Raw genomic sequence first — 22,100 nt, forward strand, 5'->3', positions numbered from 1 at the left:
GTACTGCGGCGAGGGCCGTCTGGGGAGGGGGTAGTCATGGTTCGACGTCGACCGTCCGACCCTCCGATCCTGCCCGGGTTCAGCCACGTGCGCGTACTCGGCTCGGGTGGCTTCGCCGACGTCTTCCTGTACGAGCAGAACATGCCCAGGAGGCAGGTCGCCGTGAAGGTGCTGCTCTCGGACGTCGTGACGGAGCATGTGCGGCAGATGTTCCAGGTCGAGGCGAACCTCATGGCGCAGCTCTCGAGCCACCCGAGCATCCTCACCGTCTACCAGGCCAGCATCTCCGCCGACGGCCGGCCGTACCTCGTCATGGAGCTGTGCTCGGCGCAGCTCGCCACCCGGTATCGCGCCGAGCGCATTCCCGTGGCCGAGGTGCTCGGCATCGGGGTGCGCATCGGCGGCGCGATCGAGACCGCGCATCGCCAGGGCGTCCTGCACCGCGACATCAAGCCCTCCAACATCATGCTCACCGCCTACGGCCACCCCGTGCTGAGCGACTTCGGCATCGCCTCCTCGCTCAGCGCCGCCTCCACGCAGGAGAGCGTGGGAATGTCGATTCCATGGTCGGCTCCCGAGGTGCTGCTCGACGAGACGACCGGCTCGGTGCAGAGCGAGGTCTGGTCGCTCGCCGCGACGCTCTACACGCTCCTGGCGGGCCGCTCGCCCTTCGAGGTCGTGGACGGCTCGAACGCCTCCGAGGCTCTCATCGGTCGCATCAGTCGGGCACGCGTGCCCGCCCTCGACCGCGACGACGTGCCGGAGTCGCTCGAGGCAGTGCTGCGGCGCGCGATGAACCGGGCCCCGGCGCGACGCCACTCGACCGTGCTGGAGCTCGTGCGCGACCTCCAGCGCATCGAGGCGGAGCTCGGTCTCACGCCCACGCAGGCCGACGTCGCGATGGATGACTGGGCGATCGCGAGTGCGGGCAACCCCCATGACCGCACGATCGTGCGAGCGGCGGCGGGCAAGCCTGCCGGGGGTACGCGCGGTCGCCGCCTGCGTCGGCGTCGAGCTGTCGCCGCAGCCGTCTCCGAGCCGGAAGGCGCCTCACCGCGCACCGCGGGGGCACGGCGCGCGCGCCAGTCGCGCATGATCGCGGCGGCGCTGCTCGTCATCGCGATCGTCGTGGTCGGCCTCGGCGCCACCGCGACGCTCTCGGCGCTCCAGGCTGCCGACGGCGGTCTGCCGCGGGTGAGCAACGTCGAGGCAGAGCGCTCGGGGTCGACCATCATCTTCTCCTGGAACGACCCGGGCCTGTCCGAGGGAGACGCGTATCAGGTGCGGGTCGACGGTGGTGCCACGACCCTGCAGCGCACCGCCGAGTTCGCGGTCGCCGTCGTCGAGGGCGACACCGTGTGCGTCACCGTGAGCGTCGCGCGCGAGGGGCGCGTGGGCGCGCCGAGCGACGAGAAGTGCGCGGTCGCGGAGTGATCACCCCATGCGACTGAGAGTGCCGGTTCGACGCTCGACCCTCATCACCGGGGTCGGCGCATCCCTCGTCGCCGCGCTCGTCGCGACGCTCGCCGTCATCGCCCCCGGTTTCGAGACCCAGCGCGTCGACCTCGACGACGGCTCTCTGTGGATCGCGAGCGGTGAGCGCCAGACGGTGGGTCGCGCCAACCTGCAGATCGGCCTTCTCGACTCCGTCGTCGAGAGCGGCGGGTCGCAGCTCGACATCCTGCAGGACGACGACGAGGTGATCGTCGTGGACGCGGTGAACGCGACGGCCGACATCCTCGACGTCGCCAGGTCCGAGGTGCGCGAGACGGTGCCGCTGCCGCCGGACGGCGCCTCGGTGCGCGCGGTCGCGGAATCCATGGTCGTGCACAGTGCGAGCACCGGGGAGACCTGGGTCGTTCCCCGCCTCGGCTTCGACGAGTTCGATGCCGCCTCGAGCGCGTCGTTCGTGTTCGGCGCTGGATCGGCGCTCGCCGAGGAGGAGGGGTACGGCGTCGTCGTCGTGGCTCCGGAGGCGGGAGAGGTCTACCGCCTTCTGCCCGATCGCACCGATCGGGTCGAGCAGACCTGGGCGATCGACATCGACGCATCCGCTGACGCCGCGATCACGATCGTCGGAGACTCGTGGGTCGTGCTGGATCGCGACGAGCGGGTGCTCATCACGGCGGATCGCCGCATCCCTCTCGATGGCGTCGTGCCGCCGGGGTCGACCCTCGCACTGCCGGCGCCGACGCCGCAGGGCCCGGGGCTTCTGCTCGCGCACGACGGCGGCCTGGTCGAGGTGCTGCTCGACTCGGGCGAGTCGCGCTCGCTCGCGGCCGACCGATCCGGTGCTCCTGCCTCGCCCGTGAGGGTGGGCGAGTGCTCCTATGCCGCGTGGACGGATGGCAGCGCCTGGCGGCGCTGCGGCTCGGTGGCCGATGCGCTCGCCCTGCAGGGGATGAGCCCCGCCGCCTTGCTGCGGTTCGAGGTGCGCGACGACCGTCTCGTGCTGAGCGACGCGGCCTCCGGCTCGGCGTGGGCGGTGCAGTCGAACGGCGCGCTCATCGACAACTGGGACGAGCTCATCGTGCAGGACGAGGACGAGCGCGAAGAGCAGCTCGACGACCTCGATGTGCCCCCGGAGCTCGAGCGCGTGCAGGCTCCGCCCGTCGCCGTGGACGACGAGTTCGGGGCCCGCCCCGGACGCTCGACCGTGCTGCCGGTTCTGCTCAACGACAGCGACCCGAACGGCGACGTCCTCGCGATCAGCGCCGTCACGCCGATCGAGCCGGGCATCGGGCGCATCGATCTCGTATCGGAGGGGCAGCAGCTCCAACTCACCCTCGAGCCCTCGGCCGCGGGGCAGATCGAGTTCGACTACACGATCACCGACGGCCGCGGCGGCGCCGACTCGGCGCGAGTGACGGTCAGCGTGCGGTCTCCGGATCAGAACGCTCCGCCCGTGCAGGTGCGTGCCTCCCGCACGACCGTCGCGCAAGGGGGCACGACGACCGCGGCCGTGCTCGGGGAATGGTACGACCCGGACGGCGACCCGATCTACCTCGAGTCGGCCTTCGCACTCGCTCCCGACACGGCGACCTTCCGGCCGGACGGCCGGGTGACCTTCTCGGAGGCGGGCGGGGCCGGCGAGGTGCGCGCGGTCGCGCTCTCCGTCTCCGACGGCACTGCGTCGAGCTCGGGCGAGCTCGCGGTGACGGTGCGCCCCTCCGGTCAGGTGCCCATCATCGCGGAGCCCTTCATGGTGCTCGCGTACGCCGATCAGGAGGTGCGCGTCGAGCCTCTCATCCACGTGCGAGGAGGCTCCGGCACCATCCGGCTCAGCGCGGTGCCCGACAAGGCGGGCGCGACGATCACGACGAGCCTCGACCGCGGCACCTTCCGGTTCCGCAGCACCGAGGTGCGCACCCACTACCTCGAGTACGTGGTCACCGACGGCGCGACGACGGCGACGGGGCTCGTGCGCATCGACGTCGCCGCGCCGCCCGAATCAGGCTCAGCGCCCATCACCGTTCCGAAGACCGCCTTCGTGCGCACCCTCAGCAACAGCACGGTCGCCGTCGCGACGACCGACATCGACCCGACGGGCGGCGTCCTCATCGTCACGGGCATCGTCGACGTGCCCTCCGGGTCGGGCATCCGTGCCGAGATCATCGACCAGCGCGACGTGCGCGTCACCCTCACGCGTCCGCTCGACACGCCGCAGAGCATCCGCTATCGCATCAGCAACGGCGCCTCAGAGTCGGTCGGCACGATCACGGTCATCGAGATTCCCCGCCCCGACCGCCAGCAGCCCCCGATCGCGGTCGACGACAGCATCTCGGTGCGCGTCGGCGACGCGGTGTCGATTCCCGTGCTCGACAACGACGAGCATCCCGACAATGAGCCCATCACGCTCGCCCCCGACCTCATCAGCGGCCTCGACGGCGAATCGGGCCTGCTGTTCGTCGCGGGCGACCGGCTCCGCTACCTCGCTCCCGACCAGCCCGGCGACTTCACCGCCGTGTACGAGGTGCTCGGCCCGCTCGGTCAGGAGCGCGCGCAGGCGACCGTCAGCATCCGAGTGCGGGAGGCGAACGAGGCCACCAACGAGGCTCCCGTCACGAGCACGGTGACCGCGCGCGTCATCGCGGGCGACACCGTCCGCATCCGCATCCCCGTCGACACGATGGACCCGGATGGCGACTCGGTGCAGCTGATCGGCCCCGAGACGAGTCCCGAGCGCGGCTCGATCGTCGAGAGCGGGCAGGACTACATCGACTACGAGGCCGGCAGCTACTCCGCGGGCACCGACAGCTTCCGGTACACCGTCGTCGACGCGCTCGGCGCTCGGGCGAGCGGCACGATCCGGGTCGGCATCAGCCCGCGGCTCGAGGGGGCCCGCAACCCCGTCGCCAACGACGATGCGGTCGTCGTGCGCCCCGGCGTGACGGTGCTCGTGCCCGTACTCGACAACGACACCGATCCTGACGGCTCGCCGCTCGCGGTCGTCGGTGTCGAGCCCAACGACCCCGCGCTCGACGCCGAGGTCGTCGAGGGGCGCTTCGTGCGCGTCACGCCGCCTACAGCGCAGGGGACCTACGGCCTCGTCTACACGATCGAGAACCCGCTCGCGGGCCGCTCGCAGGCCTTCGTGACGGTCACGGTCGATCCGGATGCCCCGCTCACGCCGCCCGTCGCGCGCGACACCGTGCTCTCCCTGACCGACATCCTCGAGCAGGAGTCCGTGGCCGTCGACGTGCTCGCGCGCGTCTTCTTCTCCGAGGGGGAGACCGCCGACCTCGGTCTCGAGCTCGTGCCGGGATACGAGGCGGGAGCGGTCATCCAGCCCGACCGCCGCATCCTCGTCGAGGTGCGGGAGGAGCGGCAGATCATCCCGTTCCAGGTGGTGCACCCCGACGACCCCGCCGTGCGCTCGACCGCCTTCGTGTGGGTGCCGGGCACCGACGACGCGCTCCCGCAGCTCGACCGGCGCGCCGAGCGCATCGAGGTCGTGAGCGAGGAGTCGATCCTCATCGACATCAACGACTACGTGATCGCGGTCGGCGGGCAGCCCGTGCGTCTCACCGACACCGCGACCGTGCAGGCCTCGCGCTCCAACGGGGAGGACCCGGTCGTCGACGAGGACACGCTGCGGTTCACCTCCTCCGACCTGTACTTCGGCCCCGCCTCGCTGTCGTTCGAGGTCACCGACGGCGACTCGGCGACCGACCCCGACGGGCGCGTCGCGACGATCGTGCTGCCCATCACGGTCACGCCGCGCGAGAACCAGCCGCCCGTCCTCGTGGGCGCGAGCATCGAGCTCGAGCCTGGCCAGGAGGCCGAGCTCGACCTCGTCCGGGTCACGAGCTACCCGTACCCCGACGACATCGACGAGCTCGCCTACGACATCATCGACGGCCCGACGCCGGGACTCGAGGCCGACCTGCTCGGGCAGCGGCTGCGCGTGAGCGTGCCGGCGAGCACGCCTCGCGGCACCACGACCGGGGTCACGCTCAGTGTGCGCGATGATGCCGCGCCGGGAACCCCGGGGCGCATCCAGGTGAGCGTCGTGCCCTCCACGCGCCCCCTCGCCGCCCCCGCGACCGATGCGGCCATCGCGCCACGAGGCGAGACCACCATCATCGACGTGCTCGCGAACGACCAGGCGACGAATCCGTTCCCCGGGCAGCCGCTGCGCGTGGTGGGCGTGCGCGGCCTCGACGGCGGTCTGCCTGCCGGCGTGCAGATCGAGCCGGTCAACGACGGTCAGAGTCTCGCCGTCACGGTCGGCGACTCTGCCGCGCCCATCGACACCAACCTCGAGTACCAGGTCGCCGACGTCACCGATGACCCGGAGCGCTACGTGTGGGGGTCGGTGCGCATCTCGGTGCAGGATGTGCCCGACCCCGTGACGAACCTCCGCGTGCAGAGCTACGGCGACCGGCAGCTCACGCTCGCGTGGTCGCCGGGATCATCCAACAACGCACCCATCGAGGGCTTCGAGGCGACCGTGACGACCGTCGAGTCCGGCTCATCGACCGTGGTGACGTGCGCGACCTCGCCGTGCACGGTGCCGACGGAGGGCAACGGCTCGTCGAACCGAGTGCGCGTGAGCGTCGTCGCGGTCAACGCGCAGGGCGACTCCGACCCGACCTCCCTCGCCGACCCGGTGTGGTCGGATCTCGTGCCGCCTGCCCCCTCGCTCCTCGGCGTCGCGCCGCTCGACGGCGGCCTGCGCATCGGCTGGACCAAGCCAGACCAGAGCGCGGGGGCCTCCCCCATTCGCAGCTACCGCATCACCGTGGGCTCCGTGTCGCGCACGCAGACGGTGTCGGCCTCGGACGCGGTCGGCACCGAGTACTGGCTCAACGTCGTGGACGCGGGCGCACTCGCCAACGGAACGTCCTACAGCGTGAGCGTGAGCGCACGCAACGACGCCTTCGGCGCCCTCACGAGCTGGAACTCGGCGCAGACGACCGGCACTCCGGCCGGGCCGCCGATCCCGACCGCGGCACCGACGGCCTCGGGATCGACCTCGGGCATGGGTATCGACGACCACGAGGTGACGGTCGCCTGGCCCTCGGCGTTCGCGGGCAACGGTCGCAGCGTGCAGGCCTACTACGTGTGGCTCGACGACTCGGGCTCCGCACCTGCCTGCACCGTCACGGGGGTCTCCGAGGGCTCGCCGAGCCACAGTGCTCCAGCCGGTGTGCGCGTGCTCGATGCCGGCACCAGCTCGACGGTCTTCACGGGCCTCTCCGCCGGCACCGAGTACCGTGCGGTCGTCTACGCCTACAACGGGCAGGGATGCACGGCGAGCGTCGAGGTCACGGCCGTGCCGCGCGCCACGCCCTCGCAAGTGGTCGCCGCATCGATCACTCCGGGCGTCGAGACCGACACCGGTCGGTGGAACTCCCGCGTGACGGGCGTGACGACCGAGGGCGGCGATCCCGTCGACCGCGTGCGCTATCGACTCGTGGGCGAGGGCGTCGATCCGGCGGAGTCGGCTCCTCTCGAATTGCCGATCGCGCTGACCGCGGGGTCGACCCACTACGGCGCCGTGCTGCAGGTGCAGTTCAGCGGGTGCCGGGTGTACCCCGAGATCACCGTGTGCGGCGAGTGGTCGGAGGCCGTGCCGCTCGAGACCGCGGTGCGCATCGACGCGACCGCGGAGTTCGCCGATATCTCGACCGGACCGCCCGACCGCAGCGTCGACGTCACCTGGTCGACGATCACGCCCGGTGCCGCGTACACGGCGGTGCAGTACGAGTGCCTGGGCGGTGAGGTCACGACCGACCCCGACGCGCCGGGCCAGTGCACCATCACGGCTGCGGCACCCGACGACCCCAGACTGGTCATCACCGTGACCGTCGGTTCCACCATCTACACCCGGGAGTACAGGCCATGACGATGACCGCCGAGCAGGCGCGCTGGTTCGCCGACATCACCGAGCGCGTCATCGCGAACGTCGAGAGAGCGGTTCTCGGCAAGAGCTACGTGATTCGCTTGAGCCTCACGGCGATGCTCAGCGAAGGCCACCTGCTGCTCGAGGATGTACCCGGCACGGGGAAGACCTCGCTCGCGAGGGCGCTCGCGCAGAGCGTGCGAGGCACGACGACGCGCGTGCAGTTCACCCCGGACCTCCTGCCCGGCGATATCACGGGCATCACGGTGTTCGACCAGCGCAGCGGCGACTTCAGCTTCCACCGCGGCCCGGTGTTCGCGACGATCGTGCTCGCCGACGAGATCAACCGAGCGAGCCCCAAGACGCAGTCAGCGCTGCTCGAGGTCATGGAGGAGGGCCAGGTCACGATCGACGGCGTCTCGCACGACGTCGAAGCTCCCTTCCTCGTCATCGCCACCCAGAACCCCATCGAGCAGGCCGGTACCTACCGCCTCCCCGAAGCTCAGCTCGATCGGTTCCTCATGAAGACCGCGATCGGCTACCCCGACCACGCGGCGACCGTGCGCATCCTCGAAGGCGCAGGCGGCCCTCGAGCGCTCGTCGTCGACCCCGTCGTCGAACTGGAGACCGTACGCGACCTCATCTCCGTGGCGCGCACCGTGCACGTCGACCCGACGATCACCGACTACGTCGCACGCCTCGTCGAGGCGACGCGCGCGCACGACGACGTGCGTCTCGGCGCGAGCGTGCGCGGCGCACTCGCTCTCGTGCGCTGCGCGAAGACCTTCGCGGCGACCGAGGGGCGCCACTACGTCATCCCCGACGACGTCAAGGCGCTCGCGGAGCCTGTGCTCGCGCACCGTCTCGGTCTCGACCCCGAGTCGGAGTTCGATGGCGTGACCCCCTCCGCGGTGATCAGCGAGGTGCTCGTCGAGACGCCGCCGCCGAGCGAGCGGATCGCCGTGTGACGTCCCCTCCCTCCGTGCGGCACTCGCGCGGCCGCAGCTCGGAGCCCGGCCGCCGCGGGCCCGAGGAGCACTCGCTCGGTGCCACGGTCACGACGGCCCGCACGCGCATCGTCGGCGCTCGCACGGGCCCCGCGGCGGATGCCGTCGTGGCCATCGTGCGGGTATGGCGCACGGCGCGCGCCGGTGTCTCGCGGGCGATCGCCGCGACGTCCTCCGTCGTCACGCCGCTCGGCTGGGTCGTTGCCGCGCTCGTTCCGCTCGCGCTGCTCGGGGGCTATGCCTGGGGCTGGCAGGAGCTCGTCGTAGCGGGTGTCGTCGGCGCCTCGCTCGCGCTCGTCGCACTTCTCTACGTCGTCGGCAGTCGTCGATGGACGGTCGCGCTCACCCCTCCACCTCAGCGCGTCGCCGTCGGCGATCCGGCGCAGGCAGGCATCCTGGTGCGCAATGACAGCGCGCGGCGCTCCTTCGGCACGATCGTCGACCTGCCCGTCGGCACCTCCGTCATCCCGGTGCCCGTGCCCGGTCTTCCCTCGCACGGGCAGGCCCTGCGCAGCGTCGACATCCCCACCGACCGCCGCGGGCGGCTCACTCTCGGCCCGGTGCGCACGGTGCGCGCCGACCCCATCGGCCTCGTTCGGCGCGAGCGGCTCTGGACGGAGGCGGCGGAATTCGTCGTGCACCCTCGCACGATCGACATCCCCTCCACCTCGAGCGGGCTCGTGCGCGACCTCGAAGGCCAACCGACGCGCGATCTGACGTCGAGCGACCTCGCCTTCCATGCGCTGCGTGAGTACGTGCCCGGCGACGAGCGCCGACACATCCACTGGAAGTCGACGGCGAAGACGGGCACCTTCATGGTGCGGCAGTTCGAGCAGACCAGGCGCAGCCACCTCGTGGTGGCGCTGAGCATCGCCAGCATCGACTTCGGCTCCGACGCCGAGTTCGAACTCGCCGTCAGCGTCACGGGCAGCCTCGGTGCTCGCGCCATCCGCGATGCGCGCGAAGTCTCCGTCGTGGTGAGCGCGATCACTCCCGAGTTCGCCAAGCGCGCGGTGCTCGCCGTCGACACCCTTCCGACCCTCACGCCGAACCGCCTGCTCGACTCCCTCGCCGTCGTCGAGCACAGCCCCTCGGCGCTCGGAATCCTCGACACCTCTCGGCTCGCGGGCGAGAGCGCGCGCGGCATCTCCGTCGCGTTCCTCGTCGTCGGCTCGACCGTCACCGCATCGCGACTGCGCACCGCGGCGGCGAGCTTCCCGCCGGCAGTGGAGGTCGTCGCGCTCCAGTGCGACCCCGATCATGTGCCCGGTCGTCGTCGACTCGGAGCGTTCACGGTGCTCACGCTCGGCTCGCTGAACGACCTGCGCCACGCCATGCGGGGTGGAGACTCGTGACGGCCACGCGCCCGACCCCGGCCATGCCGCGTCCGGCGGTCCTCGTGAGTGCGGCGATCTTCACGGTGCTCGCCTGGGCGATCATCACGGTCGCCCTTTGGCCCCTCTACCGCTCCGGCGAGCTCGTGACCCTGGCCGTCATCGCGATCACGGCCGCCACGACGATCGCCCTCGCCTCGACGCTCGGCCGGTGGCCGGCCTGGGGAGTGCTCGGCGCGACCGTCGCGGTGTTCACCGTCGTGGGGGTGCCGCTCGCGGTGCCGGGGCGCACGGTGTACGGGGTGCTGCCCGAACCGCAGGGGCTCGCCGAGCTCTTCGCCGGCGTCGTGCTCGGGTGGCGGCAGCTCGTGACGATCGACCTGCCCGTGGGCGCCTACGAGGCCCTGCTCGTCCCCGCCCTCGTGCTGCTCCTCGTCGGCCCCCTCCTGACGCTCCTCGTCGCACTACGCGGCCGCCGCCCCGCGCTCGCCGCCCTCGTGCCCATCGTCGGGTACCTCATCGTGATCGCGATCGGCCCGCAGTCACCGCTGCTGCCCATCAGCACGACCATCGCCCTCTCGACGACGCTCCTGCTCTGGATGGCGGCGCGGGCGCGCCACCGCCGCCGGGACGAGCTCGCGGCCTCCGCCGTCGAGACCCGCGGCGCCGGAGCCCGCACCCTTGCTGCGGCGACCGCGCTCCTCCTCCTCGCAGGGGTCGCCGGCGCGGCCGTCGCCGGCCTCATCGCCCCTCCCGAGAACCGCACGGTGCTGCGCACGTCCGCTGAGCGTCCCTTCTCGCCGCTCGAGCAACCGAGCCCCCTCGCGGCCTATCGTGCGGTGTTCGACCCGGCCGTGGCGGAGCTGCCGGCGCTGCGCGTGGAGGGTGCACCCGCGGGCGCGCGCATCCGCATCGCCGCTCTCGACAGCTACGACGGCGTCGTCTTCGCCGTCGGCAGCGACGCGGTCGACTCTGCCTCGGGCAGCTTCGTGCGCATCCCGACCGAGCGCCCGCCCGACATCCTGCCCGGTGAGCGCACGACGGTGACCCTCACCCTCGAGCGAGACCACGGGGTCTGGTTGCCCACCCTGGGTCAGGTCGCGGCCGTGCGCATCCTCGCCGACGACGCCGACGACCTTCGCGACAGCTTCGTGTACAACGCGACGACGGGCACCGCGGCCCTCGTGGGCGGGGCTCCGACCGGTCTCACGTACGAGCTCGACGTGGTGCTCGACGCGACGGAGTCCGCTGCGGGACTGCGCGCCGCGGCACCGGGACCCGCGGCCGTACCGGGCATCGCGCAGGTGCCCGAGGCCCTCGCCGACTGGGTGGCCGAGGTGACCGAGGGCATCGACGAGCCGGGAGCGCAGCTCGAGACGGCGCTCGAGAGGCTGCGCGAGGAAGGGTATCTCTCCCACGGCGTCGACGAGGACGAGGCGCCGAGCCGCCCGGGGCATTCACTCGCGCGGCTCGAGGACTTCATCGGCAGCGCGCCCATCGTCGGCGATGCCGAGCAGTACGCCGCGGCGGCGGCGCTCATCGCCCGCGAGCTGGGATTCCCCTCGCGCATCGTGCTCGGCTACGGCCCGCTCGCTCAAGCCGGCCCGACGACCCTGCTCGCGAGTGATCGCACGGCATGGATCGAGGTCTCCACGAACGCGGGCTGGCAGGCCGTCGACGTCGTCTCCGAGCGGCGCGAGCTGCCCCCGGTCGAGCCCGAGGAGCCCGTGCCCGTCGTGCGACCGCAGAACCCCGCGCAGCCTCCCGTCGAGGAGCCGCCTGCGATCGAGGACCAAGCGCCGCCGGAGATCGAGCAGAGCGACGACGAGCAGCTCGATCCGTTCTGGGCGACGGTGCTCGCCGTGCTCCGCGTGCTCGGGCCCCTCGCACTCGCCCTGGGCCTGCTCGCCTCGCCCCTCATCGCCATCGCACTGCTCAAGCGGCGCCGGCGTCTGCGGCGCCGGCGGCAGGGCGATCCCGCGCTGCGCATCCTCGGGGGGTGGCGCGACGTGACGGACACGGCGCGCGACCTCGGCCTCGCCCTTCCCGCCACGGGCACCCGGCGCGAGGTCGCCGGCGTCATCGGCCGACCGCAAGCGCTCGTGCTCGCGCGCGTCGCCGATCGCGCGGTCTACGCGCCCGATGAGCCTGACCACGAGGAGGCGGACCGCGTCTGGGCCGCCGCCGACGGAGTACGGGCGTCGCTGCTGCAGCCGCTCACGCGGCGGCAGCGCTGGGGGGCGGCGCTCTCCACGCGCTCCCTGCGGCGGTATCCTGACCGCATGCGGGTCGAGGCGGGGGTTCGAGAGCCGTGACGTGCCAGCACTGCGGCGCGGCGCTGCCGCCCATCGCGATGTTCTGCGGCGAGTGCGGCCGCTCGGTCACGGCCGCCCAGCCGCCGCCCCTCGTGCGCCCCACCATCCCGCCCGCGCCGCAGCGCGAGGAGGCTCGCCCGGAGCCGGAGCCGGAGCCGGAGCCCGCGTCGGAGCCGGATTCCCCATCCTTCCTCGAGGAGTCTCACGAACGATGCTCCCGGTGCGGCACCCCTGCAGAGCCGGAGGACCTCTACTGCGCCGAGTGCGGCACCTCTCTCGCCTCGCGCACACGCGTTATCGAGCCGATGAGCTTCCCGCCTCCCGAGCCGGCGGCGCCGCCCGAGCCGGCGGCGCCCTCCGAGCCTGCAGCGGAGTCCGGGCGGGAGCTCGAACCGGAGCCCGAACTGGAGCCCGAACCGGAGCTCGCACCGGAGGAGGACACCGAGGCGACGCGCATGGTGCCGCGCACCGCGGAGGGGCACCGCTTCGTGCTGCAGTTCAGCACGGGGGAGAGCGTCACGGTCACGGGTTCGGGGCTGGCCGGGCGGCATCCGCGCGCCGAGCCGGGCGAGTTCGTCGACCACCTCGTGACGATCCTAGACCCGGGCCGTTCTGTCTCGAAGACGCACTTCGAGTTCGGGCACGAGCATGGCACCTTCTGGTTCAGCGACCGTCACTCGGGCAACGGCTCGGTCATCCGGGAGCCGGGAGCCGCGCCGCGACTGTGCGAGCCCGGCCGCCGCTACCGCATCGTGCGCGGCACCCGCATCGATATCGGCGAGCAGTTCGTCGTGGTGAGCTGAGCAGACTCCTCCCCACCCTTCCTCACCTCGTCCGAGACCACGAGATGGCGCTCTCGCTCCCACGCGCGCGGGCGACTCTGCTGTGCTCGGGGCGTGAGCCGCCTCCCGCCCCCGCCCGCCGAGCCGGCCCCGCCGCAGTCACCGTCGTTCCCGTTGCTCGCCGTGATCGCGCCGCTGGGCGGCGCGATCCTCATCGGGGCCATCACGGGCTCGCCCTACGTCCTGGTCTTCGCGGCGCTGAGCCCCGTCATCGCGGTCGCGAGCATGCTCGACGGCCGGCGCACGGCACGTCGGCGCGCTCGCGAGGACGCGTCGCGGTTCGAGGAGGAGTGCCGCGCCTACGCGCGACTCATCGACGAGGCCCACCGGGCTGAGCGTGCCGAGCGGGATGCCCTGACTCCCGCTCGGCCGACCGAGGTCGCCCCGACGGGGAGCGGGGGCGTGCGCGTGGGGGTCGCGCGCGCGCCGAGCGACCGGGCTCCCGAGCGTGCGTCCGCGCACATCGAGGGGTCGCGACCCGACGCGCACGCACACGAGCGGGAGGTGCTTCTCGCCCGCGCGAGCTGGCACCCCGCGCTGCCGGTGCTCGTGCCGCGCGGCGCTATCGCCGTCCGCGGCGACGGGCCCGCTGCGCGTGCCATGGTCGCCCGCCTGCGACTCGAGCCCGGCGTCACGGTGCTCGCCGCGCTCGACGGCCCTCACGACGACTCCGGTGTCGACGCGGATGCTCGCGCTCCCCGCCCCGACGTCGAGATCGAGGTGCACGCGGCGAGCAGCATGACCGTGCGCATCGCGGGGCAGGCTCCCGTGCGGGCTCGGCCCGAGTTCTGGAGCGCGCCCGAGCGCGAGCGCCGCCGTCGAGCGATCGAGGCGCACTCGGCGCGCCTGCCCGATCACGTGGCGTGGTCGAGTCTCGAGCCCGCGCGCGAGTCGTCGTCGGGCATCCCGGTCGGATGCTCCGAGGCCGGGCAGTGCGCGATCGACCCCCTCGCGCAGGGGCCCCACATCCTCATCGGCGGCACGACCGGCAGCGGCAAGAGCGAGTTCCTGCGCACCCTCGTGCTGGGCTGGGCGCACCGGTCGTCGCCCGCCGAGCTCTCCCTGCTCTTCGTCGACTTCAAGGGCGGGGCGAGCTTCCCCGACCTCGCCGAGCTCCCGCACGCACTCGAGGTCATCACCGACCTCGACGAGTCCACCGCGTCGCGGGCGATCACCTCGCTGCGCGCTGAGATCCAGCGCCGCGAGCGATGGCTGCGCGATCGTGGCGCGCGCGACGTCCGCGATCCCGCAGCGTCGCTCGACCGACTCGTGATCGTCATCGACGAGTACGCGGCGCTGCTGGCGGCCCTCCCCGAGCTGCACTCCACGATCATCGACCTGTCGGCGCGGGGCCGTTCGCTCGGCATCCACCTCGTGCTGTGCACGCAGCACCCCGGCAGCGCCGTGCGCGATGCGATCGCGGCGAACTGCGCGATCCGCGTCTCCTTCCGCATCGCCGACAACGCCGATGCGGGGATGCTCGGGGCAGGCCTCGCCCCCCGCCTGCGCGCTCTGCCGCCCGGGAGAGCACTCGTCACCGACGCCGAGGGCACGCGCGAGCTGCAGACCGCGCTCATCGCGCCCGAAGATGTCCGGGCGGTGCGCGAGCGCTGGCGAGACTCTCCCGCCGTGGAGCGCCTCTGGCAGCCGCCCCTGCCGACCATCGTGACACCGCGCGAGGTCGCCCGGGAGAGTGCCGACGACGCGGTCGAGGCCGGGTGGGCGTTCGGGGTAGCGGATCGACCAGAGCAGCTGCGGCGTACTCGCGCCGTCTGGTGGCCCGAGCGCGACGGCGCGCTCGCCGTCGTCGGCGCACCCGGCAGCGGACGCACGAGCGCCCTCGCCGCGATCGCCGAGGCGGCCCAGGAGGACGGGAGCGCCATCGTGACGCTCCCGGCAGACTGGGTGGACGCCGAGGCGACGCTCCTCGCGCTCCGCGATCGAACCCCCGATCGCACGATCCTGCTCGCTGACGACCTCGACGACGTGCTGCGGCAGTGCGGCGATGAGCGTGCGGAACTCCTGAGGCTGTGGGACGACGTCGCGAGTGCCCTGCGGCGGCGCGGGGGAGCGGTCGTCGCCGCGCTCGCGTCGGGCGGTCTGCAGCAGGGCCTGACCGGCGGGCGCTTCCCGAGCTCGCTCGAGCTCGGCACCGAGAGCAGCAGCGCGACCTCCCCCTCCAGGGTCTCCGCGGTCTCGGAGCGTCGCGCGCCTCCCGGCCGCGCTCACTGGCGCGGTGCGGCGGTGCAGATCATGGCTTCGCGCCCGCTGCCCGCGCCGCAGCCGCCCCCCGTGCCCGACATCGTCGCCCCGGGTCCCCGGCCGTGCGTCGTCATCGCTCGACGACCGCGCTGGGTCGGCGATCGACTGCGCCGTGCTCACCCCGACCTCGTCCTCCACTCGGCCGAGGAGGCTGCGGGGCTGGGCAGTGCCGCGGTTCTCGAGCCGCGCGTCATCCTCGACGATGTCGAGGGTTGGACGACCCGCTGGAGCGCTCTGCAGGAGCTGCGGCGCACCTGCTCGGTCATCCTGGCCGAGGTCGGCCCGTCTGAGCTGCGAGCCCTGCTCGGCCTGCGCGAGCGGCCCCCCTCGCTGCACGCGCACGGGGGAGAGGTGTGGCTCCTGCAGCCCGAGGCGCCCCTCGTCCGCGCGCGGTGGCGAGAGCTCGCCGACGACGCGGCCGGCGCATCCGAGCCCTAGGCGAGGATCGCCGAGAGCTCCACCGACTCGAGGCCGTGCGCGGCGCCGATGGCCTCGTTGGTCACGAGGCCCCCTTGCGTGTTGAGACCGAGCGCGAGGGCCCCATCGGCGCGCAGGGCGTCTCGCCAGCCGTGGTTCGCGATCGCCCGCACGTACGGCATCGTCGCGTTCGTCAGCGCATTGGTGGAGGTCGCCGCGACGGCACCCGGCATGTTCGCGACGCAGTAGAACGTGCTCTCGTGCACCGTGAAGGTGGGCTCGGCGTGGGTCGTCGGCCGGGAGTCCTCGAAGCAGCCGCCCTGATCGACCGCGATGTCGACGAGCACGCTGCCGGGCTTCATGCGCGAGACGAGGTCGTTGCTGACGAGCTTCGGCGCGCGCGCACCCGGGATGAGCACCGACCCGATGAGCATGTCGGCCTCGACGGCGGCCCGCTCGATCTCGTAGCCGTTCGACACGATCGTGCGGATGCGCCCGGCGTACAGCGCGTCGAGCTCGCGAAGGCGCTGCAGGTTCGTGTCCAGCACGGTCACCTCGGCTCCGAGTCCGACCGCCATGGCGACAGCGTTCGTCCCGGCGACGCCGCCGCCGAGCACGACGATGTTCGCGGGGTCGGTGCCAGGAACACCGGGCACGAGGAGCCCGGGGCCGCCGTAGGGCCGCAGCATGGCGTTCGCGCCGACGATGGGCGCGAGGCGACCTGCGACCTCGCTCATCGGCGCGAGCAGGGGAAGGCTGCGCGTGGGAAGCTGCACGGTCTCGTAGGCGATGCCCGTCACGCGGGCATCGAGCAGGGCCCGGGTGAGCGCCTCCTCGGCGGCGAGGTGCAGGTAGGTGAAGAGAACGAGATCCTCACGGAAGTACGGGTACTCCGCGGCGACCGGCTCCTTGACCTTGAGCAACAGCTCCGCCTCGCCCCACGCGGCCGCGGCGTCCGGCACGATGCGCGCGCCCTGCTCGGCGTACGCATCGTCGGTGATGCGCGACCCGAGGCCGGCGCCGGCTTGCACCAGCACCTCGTGCCCGTGGGAGACGAGATCGTGCACTCCCGCGGGGGTGATGGCCACGCGGTACTCGTTGTTCTTGACCTCGGCCGGAACGGCGATTCTCATCAGTTCTCCTCGCGACGGTATCGGTGCGCGCGTCGCGCGGGGAGCATCCCGACGCCACGCTGCGCTGCGGCACCACTGTAGCGGCCCAGAACGATGGATTCCGCACTCATCTTTGCCGATATGTGCTGATTTCGTGACAATCGTGTTTCAGAATAGACGAATCCCGCGTCGGGTAGTGCAGTGAGCGCGGTCCATATGTCAGTATCGACCTGTCACAGCACGCAAGGACACCGACGTACCTGACCGCGAATGCAAGGAGCAGAGCCATGAACCGTCCGCTTCCCGAAGACCCGATGATCCGCACCCTCATCCAGCAGGCCAAGCGCGCCCAGGTCAGCCGACGCGCGATGCTCGCCGGTGCGGGTGCCGGTGCCACCGCTTTCGCCCTCGCCGCCTGCTCGACCGATGCGGGCGGGGAGCTCACTCCCGCCGAGGACACCTCCGCCGACGACAAGACGCTCAACTGGGCGAACTGGCCCTTCTACATCGACGAGGATGACGACGGCAACTACCCGACTCTCCTCGCGTTCCAGGAGCAGACGGGCATCGACGTCAACTACCTCGTCACGGTGGACGACAACAACTCCTACTTCGCGACGGTGCGCGATCAGCTCGCGCTCGGCCAGGACATCGGGGCGGACACGGTCTGCCTCACCGACTGGATGGTGAGCCGCTGGATCCAGCTCGGCTACACGCAGCCCCTCAACAAGAGCAACATCTCCAACGCCAGCAACCTCACGCCCAGCCTGCAGAACCCGGCATTCGACCCGGGCCGCGAGCACTCGCTCCCGTGGCAGTCGGGCTTCGCCGGCATCGCCTACAACACCGAGCAGACCGACCCCGTCGGCGCGGTGAGCGACCTCTGGCGCCCCGATCTCGCGGGTCGCGTGGGTGTGCTCTCCGAGATGCGCGACACGATCGGCGTGATCATGCTCGAGAACGGCGTCGACATCTCCGGCGACTTCACGGCCGAGGAGTTCAACGCCGCCCTCGACGTCTTCCGCGAGCAGGTCGAGTCCGGCCAGATCCGCAACGTGCGCGGCAACGCCTACACCGAGGACCTCGTGAACGAGGACACCCTCGCCGCGATCTGCTGGTCAGGCGACATCACGGTCCTCAACTTCGAGGCCGGCTACGAGAAGTGGAAGTTCGTCCTGCCCGAGGGAGGCGCCACGCTGTGGAGCGACAACTTCCTCATCCCGATCGGCTCGCCGCGCAAGACGAACGCCGAGACGCTCATCGACTACTACTACCAGCCGGAGGTGGCTGCTGAAGTCGCCGCGTGGGTGAACTACATCACCCCCGTCGTGGGCGCTCGCGAGGCGATGTTCGACATCGACGCCGACCTCGCCAACGACCCGCTCATCTTCCCGGATGAGGCGACTCTCGCGCAGACCAAGATCTTCCGCGGCCTGTCGGCCCAGGAGGAGAACGAGTACCAGGCGGCCTTCCAGGCGATCCTGCTCGGCGCCTGACGACCACCCCCGCGCAACATTCCCCAAGGAGCACCACCGACGTGACGAACAACGAGGTTCCGCAGGGTGGATTCGCTGAGGCTGGTGCCGACCTCGAGCTGGTCGGCATCAGCAAGCGATTCCCCGGGTTCACTGCCATCGAGGAGCTCGATCTGACCATCCCGGCCGGATCGTTCTTCGCTCTGCTGGGCCCGTCCGGCTGCGGCAAGACGACCACCCTGCGGCTCATCGCCGGGCTCGAGGAGCCGACGACCGGTCGCATCCTCATCGGCGGTCGGGACGTGACGAGCATTCGGGCCTACCAGCGGCCGGTCAACACGGTGTTCCAGAGCTACGCGCTCTTCCCGCACATGACGATCATCGAGAACGTCGCGTTCGGGCTCAAGCGCCGCGGGATCAAGAACGCCGATCCGCTCGCGCACGAGGCGCTCCAGCTCGTCGAGCTCGACCACGTCGCGAACCGCAAGCCCGCGCAGCTCTCGGGTGGTCAGCAGCAGCGCGTCGCTCTCGCCCGCGCTGTCGTCAACCGCCCCGCTCTGCTCCTGCTGGACGAGCCGCTCGGGGCGCTCGACCTCAAGCTGCGCCGCCAGATGCAGATCGAGCTCAAGGACATCCAGAGCGAGGTCGGTCTCACCTTCCTGCACGTGACACACGACCAGGAAGAGGCCATGACCATGGCCGACACGGTCGCGGTCATGAACAAGGGCCGCATCGAGCAGATGGGCAACCCGCAGGAGCTCTACGAGCTTCCGCACACGGCCTTCGTCGCGACCTTCCTCGGGCAGTCCAACCTGTTCACCGGTGAGGTGACGTCGAGCGGCTCATCCTCGATCTCCGTCGACGTCTCCGGCACGACGATCGACGTGCGCTCCGATCGAGCGCAGCGGCACCGCGGGCGCATCACCGTGGGCGTGCGCCCGGAGAAGGTCACGCTGCACGACAGCGCTCCGAAGCAGTCCAGCGACCGCAACGTCGTCGGGCCCGGCCGGGTGACGGATGTCTCCTTCAGCGGCGTGAGCACGCAGTACGAGGTGACGCTGCCCACGCACGGGGTCGTGACCGTGTTCTCCCAGAACACGAGCATCACCGCGATGCACCACGATGGCGATGAGGTCTGGCTCAGCTGGGACGTCGGCCACACCTTCGGGCTCGCGGACGAGTCCTACACGGCAGCCGGCTCGCGCTTCCAGGACGACACCGACACCTCGATGATCGCCACCCAGTCGCGCGAGAAGCTCGAGGCAGAGCTCGGGGCGGACTGAGCCGTGGCCTTCACCGCCTTCTCCGCTCAGACGAGCGCGGCCGAGCCCGCGGCGAAGCGGCGCAGCCCCATCGCGCTCTTCCTGCTTCTGCCCGGTGTGCTCTATCTCGTGCTCTTCTTCGTCACGCCGCTCATCTCGCTCATCATCACGAGCTTCCAGGCGCCCGACCCGCTGCAGTTCGGGATCTACACGAACGCGTTCCGGTGGGAGAACTACGTCACGGTGCTCGAGACCTACGGCGAGCAGTCACTGCGGTCGGCGGGCTACGCGGCGCTGGCGACCCTCTTCGCGCTCCTCATCGGCTTCCCTCTCGGGTACTTCATCGGCATCACGCTGCGGCCGTACCCGTTGCTGCAGGGTCTCGCCCTCGTGCTCGTGATCGCGCCGTTCTTCATCTCCTTCCTGCTGCGCACGCTCGCGTGGAAGCAGATCTTCTCCGATGAAGGCCCCATCGCGGGTGTCCTCGGCGCTCTCGCGATCCTGCCGCCGGGGCAGGCGATCACCGGCACGGCGTTCTCCGTCATCTTCGGGCTCACCTACAACTTCGTGCCGTTCATGACCCTGCCGATCTACGCGACGCTCGCGAGCCTCGACCTGCGTCTGCTCGAGGCCGGCAACGACCTCTACGGCAGCCCCGCGGTGACCTTCCGCACGGTGACCCTTCCGCTCTCGGCGGCGGGCGTCATGTCGGGCACGCTCCTGACGTTCATCCCCGCCGCTGGTGACTACATCAATGCCTCCCGCGAGTTCCTCGGATCATCCGAGACGACGATGATCGGCAACGTGATCGAGACGAACTTCCTCGTGCTGCAGAACTTCCCCGCCGCCGCGGCGCTCTCGATCGTGCTCATGGCCGCGATCCTCATCCTCGTGAGCCTCTACGTGAAGCGCTCGGGAACGGAGGAGCTGCTGTGAGAGGCTTCGGCAAGTGGGCCATCTGGGTCTACGCGGGCATGGCGTTCGTCTTCCTGCTCATCCCGATCGTGTACACGATCGTGTTCTCGTTCAACGACGCGCGACGCACGAACATCATCTGGCGCGGGTTCACGCTCGACAACTGGCTCACGGTGTGCGAGGCGCAGACCGTGTGCCAGGCGTTCGGCAACAGCATCCTCATCGGTGTCGTCGCGACCGTGCTCGCCACGACCCTCGGCACCATGATCGCGATCGCGCTCGTGCGGTACCGCTTCCGGTTCCGCAACACCACGACCCTGCTGATCTTCCTGCCCATGACGACGCCGGAGGTCGTGCTCGGAGCCGGTCTCGCCGCGCAGTTCCTCCAGGCGGGCGTGCCCAAGGGGCTCGGCACGATCATCCTCGCGCACACCCTGTTCTGCCTGAGCTTCGTCGTCGTGACCGTGCGCGCCCGCGTGGCGAGCATCGACCCTGCGCTCGAGGAGGCGGGCCGCGATCTGTACGGCAACCCGCGGCAGGTGTTCTGGCGCATCACGTTCCCGATGCTCCTGCCCGGCGTCGTGGCCGCTGCGCTGCTGTCGTTCGCCCTGAGCTTCGACGACTTCATCATCACGAACTTCAACCGGGGTGCCGAGGTGACCTTCCCGAGCTTCGTCTACACCGCGGCCGCGCGAGGGATCCCGCCTGAGGCGAACGTCATCGCATCCGGCGTGTTCTTCCTCGCGATCGCGCTCGTGCTCATCGCTCAGCTGAGCGCGGCCGCGCGGCGGCGCAAGCTCGCCACGACCACGTAGGACGGCCGGACGGCGCTAGACGCTCACGACGAGGCCGCCGACGACCTCGCCGCCGCCCAGCACGGGCGGCGCGAGCGAGGCGACGACCTCCTCGGCTGCCTCGGCGTCGACGACGCCCTCTGCCACGAGGAGCGCCAGCGCCACGGGCGTCGTGGCGCGCATGCCGCCGTCGAGCACCTTGACGGCGACGGCGACCCCCTCGGGGGTCGCGAGCACGACGAGCCCTTCCGCACCGATCTTCGCGAGCAGCCCGAGTTGCTCGATGACGACAGTGTTGGCGCGCCCGACACCGTCGATGGCCCAAGGCTGCGCCCGCACGGCGGCCATGAACGCGGCGGCGTGCGCCGACTCTCCTGCCGCGACGCGGGCGATGCCCCGCGCGAGAGCCGCGAGGGAGGTCGCGTGCAGGGGAGCCCCGCAGCCGTCGACGGCCGTGCGGTGCACGGCCTCACCGGTCCACTGCGCGATCGTCTCGACCACGCGCCGCTGCACCGGATGCTCGACGTGCAGGTAGTGCCGGGCATCCGCCCCGAGGGCGTCGCTCGCGCGCAGGAAGCCCGCGTGCTTGCCGGAGCAGTTCATCGTGACGCGCGTGGCAGCCAGCCCCGCCGCGCGTCGTTCCGCGCGCTCGCGGGAGCCGAGCGGCGGCTCGACCGGGCACTGCAGGTCGTCGGGCGACCGGCCGTCCTCGGCGAGCATGCCCTCCACGACGGCGAGGTGCGCGGGCGACCCGCAGTGGCTCGCGGTCGCGAGCACGAGCTGCTCGTCGGTGAAGCGCGCTCCCGCCTCGAGCATCGCGATCGCCTGCAGCGGCTTCAGCGTCGAGCGCGGGTAGATCGTCGCGCGCACGTCGCCGACGGCGCGCAGTACGCGTCCGGAGGCGTCGACGACGGCTGCTGCGCCGAGGTGGCGCGACTCGACGAGCCCCGATCTCTCGAGCCGCGCGAGCTCCACGCAGCCCGCGGGCTCGAGAGCGCGCTCGGTGCCGGCCATCCC

Annotated in this window: 13 protein-coding genes; 11 read left to right on the forward strand and 2 right to left on the reverse strand. The window is 71.5% G+C overall.

Features of this window, described 5'->3' with window-relative positions:
* Nucleotides 1-36 precede the first annotated feature (36 nt).
* The 7 genes from IE160_RS04620 to IE160_RS04650 all read left to right on the forward strand — a co-directional run bounded on the left by IE160_RS04620 (nt 37) and on the right by IE160_RS04650 (nt 15,546).
* Nucleotides 37-1,434 carry a serine/threonine-protein kinase gene (locus tag IE160_RS04620; protein WP_179873540.1) on the forward strand — a complete coding sequence of 466 codons (1,398 nt, stop codon included), beginning with the start codon at nt 37-39 and terminating at the stop codon, nt 1,432-1,434.
* Between the two features lie 7 nt (nt 1,435-1,441).
* Nucleotides 1,442-7,351 (forward strand): Ig-like domain-containing protein, encoded by a 5,910-nt coding sequence (locus IE160_RS04625; RefSeq protein ID WP_191151777.1) that lies wholly within the window; start codon nt 1,442-1,444, stop codon nt 7,349-7,351.
* Nucleotides 7,348-8,316 (forward strand): AAA family ATPase, encoded by a 969-nt coding sequence (locus IE160_RS04630; protein WP_179873542.1) that lies wholly within the window; start codon nt 7,348-7,350, stop codon nt 8,314-8,316. Before IE160_RS04625 ends, IE160_RS04630 begins: the two co-directional genes overlap by 4 nt.
* Nucleotides 8,313-9,710 (forward strand): DUF58 domain-containing protein, encoded by a 1,398-nt coding sequence (locus IE160_RS04635; protein ID WP_224744578.1) that lies wholly within the window; start codon nt 8,313-8,315, stop codon nt 9,708-9,710. Before IE160_RS04630 ends, IE160_RS04635 begins: the two co-directional genes overlap by 4 nt.
* Entirely contained in the window at nt 9,707-12,004 is a 2,298-nt protein-coding gene (locus IE160_RS04640) for a transglutaminase-like domain-containing protein (protein WP_191151778.1), read from the forward strand. The genes IE160_RS04635 and IE160_RS04640 overlap by 4 nt, the downstream gene beginning before the upstream one ends.
* A complete protein-coding gene (locus tag IE160_RS04645) occupies nt 12,001-12,807 on the forward strand; it encodes a zinc-ribbon domain-containing protein (protein WP_191151779.1) in 807 nt (268 codons plus the stop codon). The genes IE160_RS04640 and IE160_RS04645 overlap by 4 nt, the downstream gene beginning before the upstream one ends.
* Nucleotides 12,808-12,900: 93 nt before the next feature.
* A complete protein-coding gene (locus IE160_RS04650) occupies nt 12,901-15,546 on the forward strand; it encodes an FtsK/SpoIIIE domain-containing protein (RefSeq protein ID WP_179873545.1) in 2,646 nt (881 codons plus the stop codon).
* Here IE160_RS04650 and ald read toward each other — a convergent pair.
* A complete protein-coding gene (gene ald / locus IE160_RS04655; protein ID WP_179873546.1) occupies nt 15,543-16,658 on the reverse strand; it encodes an alanine dehydrogenase in 1,116 nt (371 codons plus the stop codon). The two genes, IE160_RS04650 and ald, sit on opposite strands and share 4 nt — an antisense overlap.
* A 266-nt stretch (nt 16,659-16,924) precedes the next feature.
* Between ald and IE160_RS04660 the strand changes: the two genes are divergently transcribed.
* From IE160_RS04660 to IE160_RS04675, 4 genes are read left to right on the forward strand one after another with little or no spacing between them, the layout of a single operon-like run.
* Nucleotides 16,925-18,133, forward strand: a complete 1,209-nt coding sequence (locus IE160_RS04660) for an ABC transporter substrate-binding protein (protein WP_179873547.1) — start codon at nt 16,925-16,927, stop codon at nt 18,131-18,133.
* 41 nt (nt 18,134-18,174) lie between these two features.
* Nucleotides 18,175-19,395: an ABC transporter ATP-binding protein gene (locus IE160_RS04665; protein WP_179873548.1), complete on the forward strand. Its 1,221-nt coding sequence runs from the start codon at nt 18,175-18,177 to the stop codon at nt 19,393-19,395.
* Nucleotides 19,396-19,398: 3 nt separating this feature from the next.
* Nucleotides 19,399-20,310: an ABC transporter permease gene (locus IE160_RS04670; protein WP_179873549.1), complete on the forward strand. Its 912-nt coding sequence runs from the start codon at nt 19,399-19,401 to the stop codon at nt 20,308-20,310.
* Nucleotides 20,311-20,348: 38 nt separating this feature from the next.
* On the forward strand, nt 20,349-21,104 hold the full coding sequence (locus IE160_RS04675; RefSeq protein ID WP_179873869.1) for an ABC transporter permease: 756 nt from the start codon (nt 20,349-20,351) through the stop codon (nt 21,102-21,104).
* Between the two features lie 15 nt (nt 21,105-21,119).
* On the opposite strand, the gene IE160_RS04680 is transcribed toward IE160_RS04675, so the two are convergent.
* Nucleotides 21,120-22,097 (reverse strand): asparaginase, encoded by a 978-nt coding sequence (locus tag IE160_RS04680; protein ID WP_179873550.1) that lies wholly within the window; start codon nt 22,095-22,097, stop codon nt 21,120-21,122.
* Nucleotides 22,098-22,100 lie beyond the last annotated feature (3 nt).

The sequence above is a fragment of the Chryseoglobus sp. 28M-23 genome (assembly GCF_014789785.1).
Lineage (GTDB): Bacteria > Actinomycetota > Actinomycetes > Actinomycetales > Microbacteriaceae > Microcella > Microcella indica.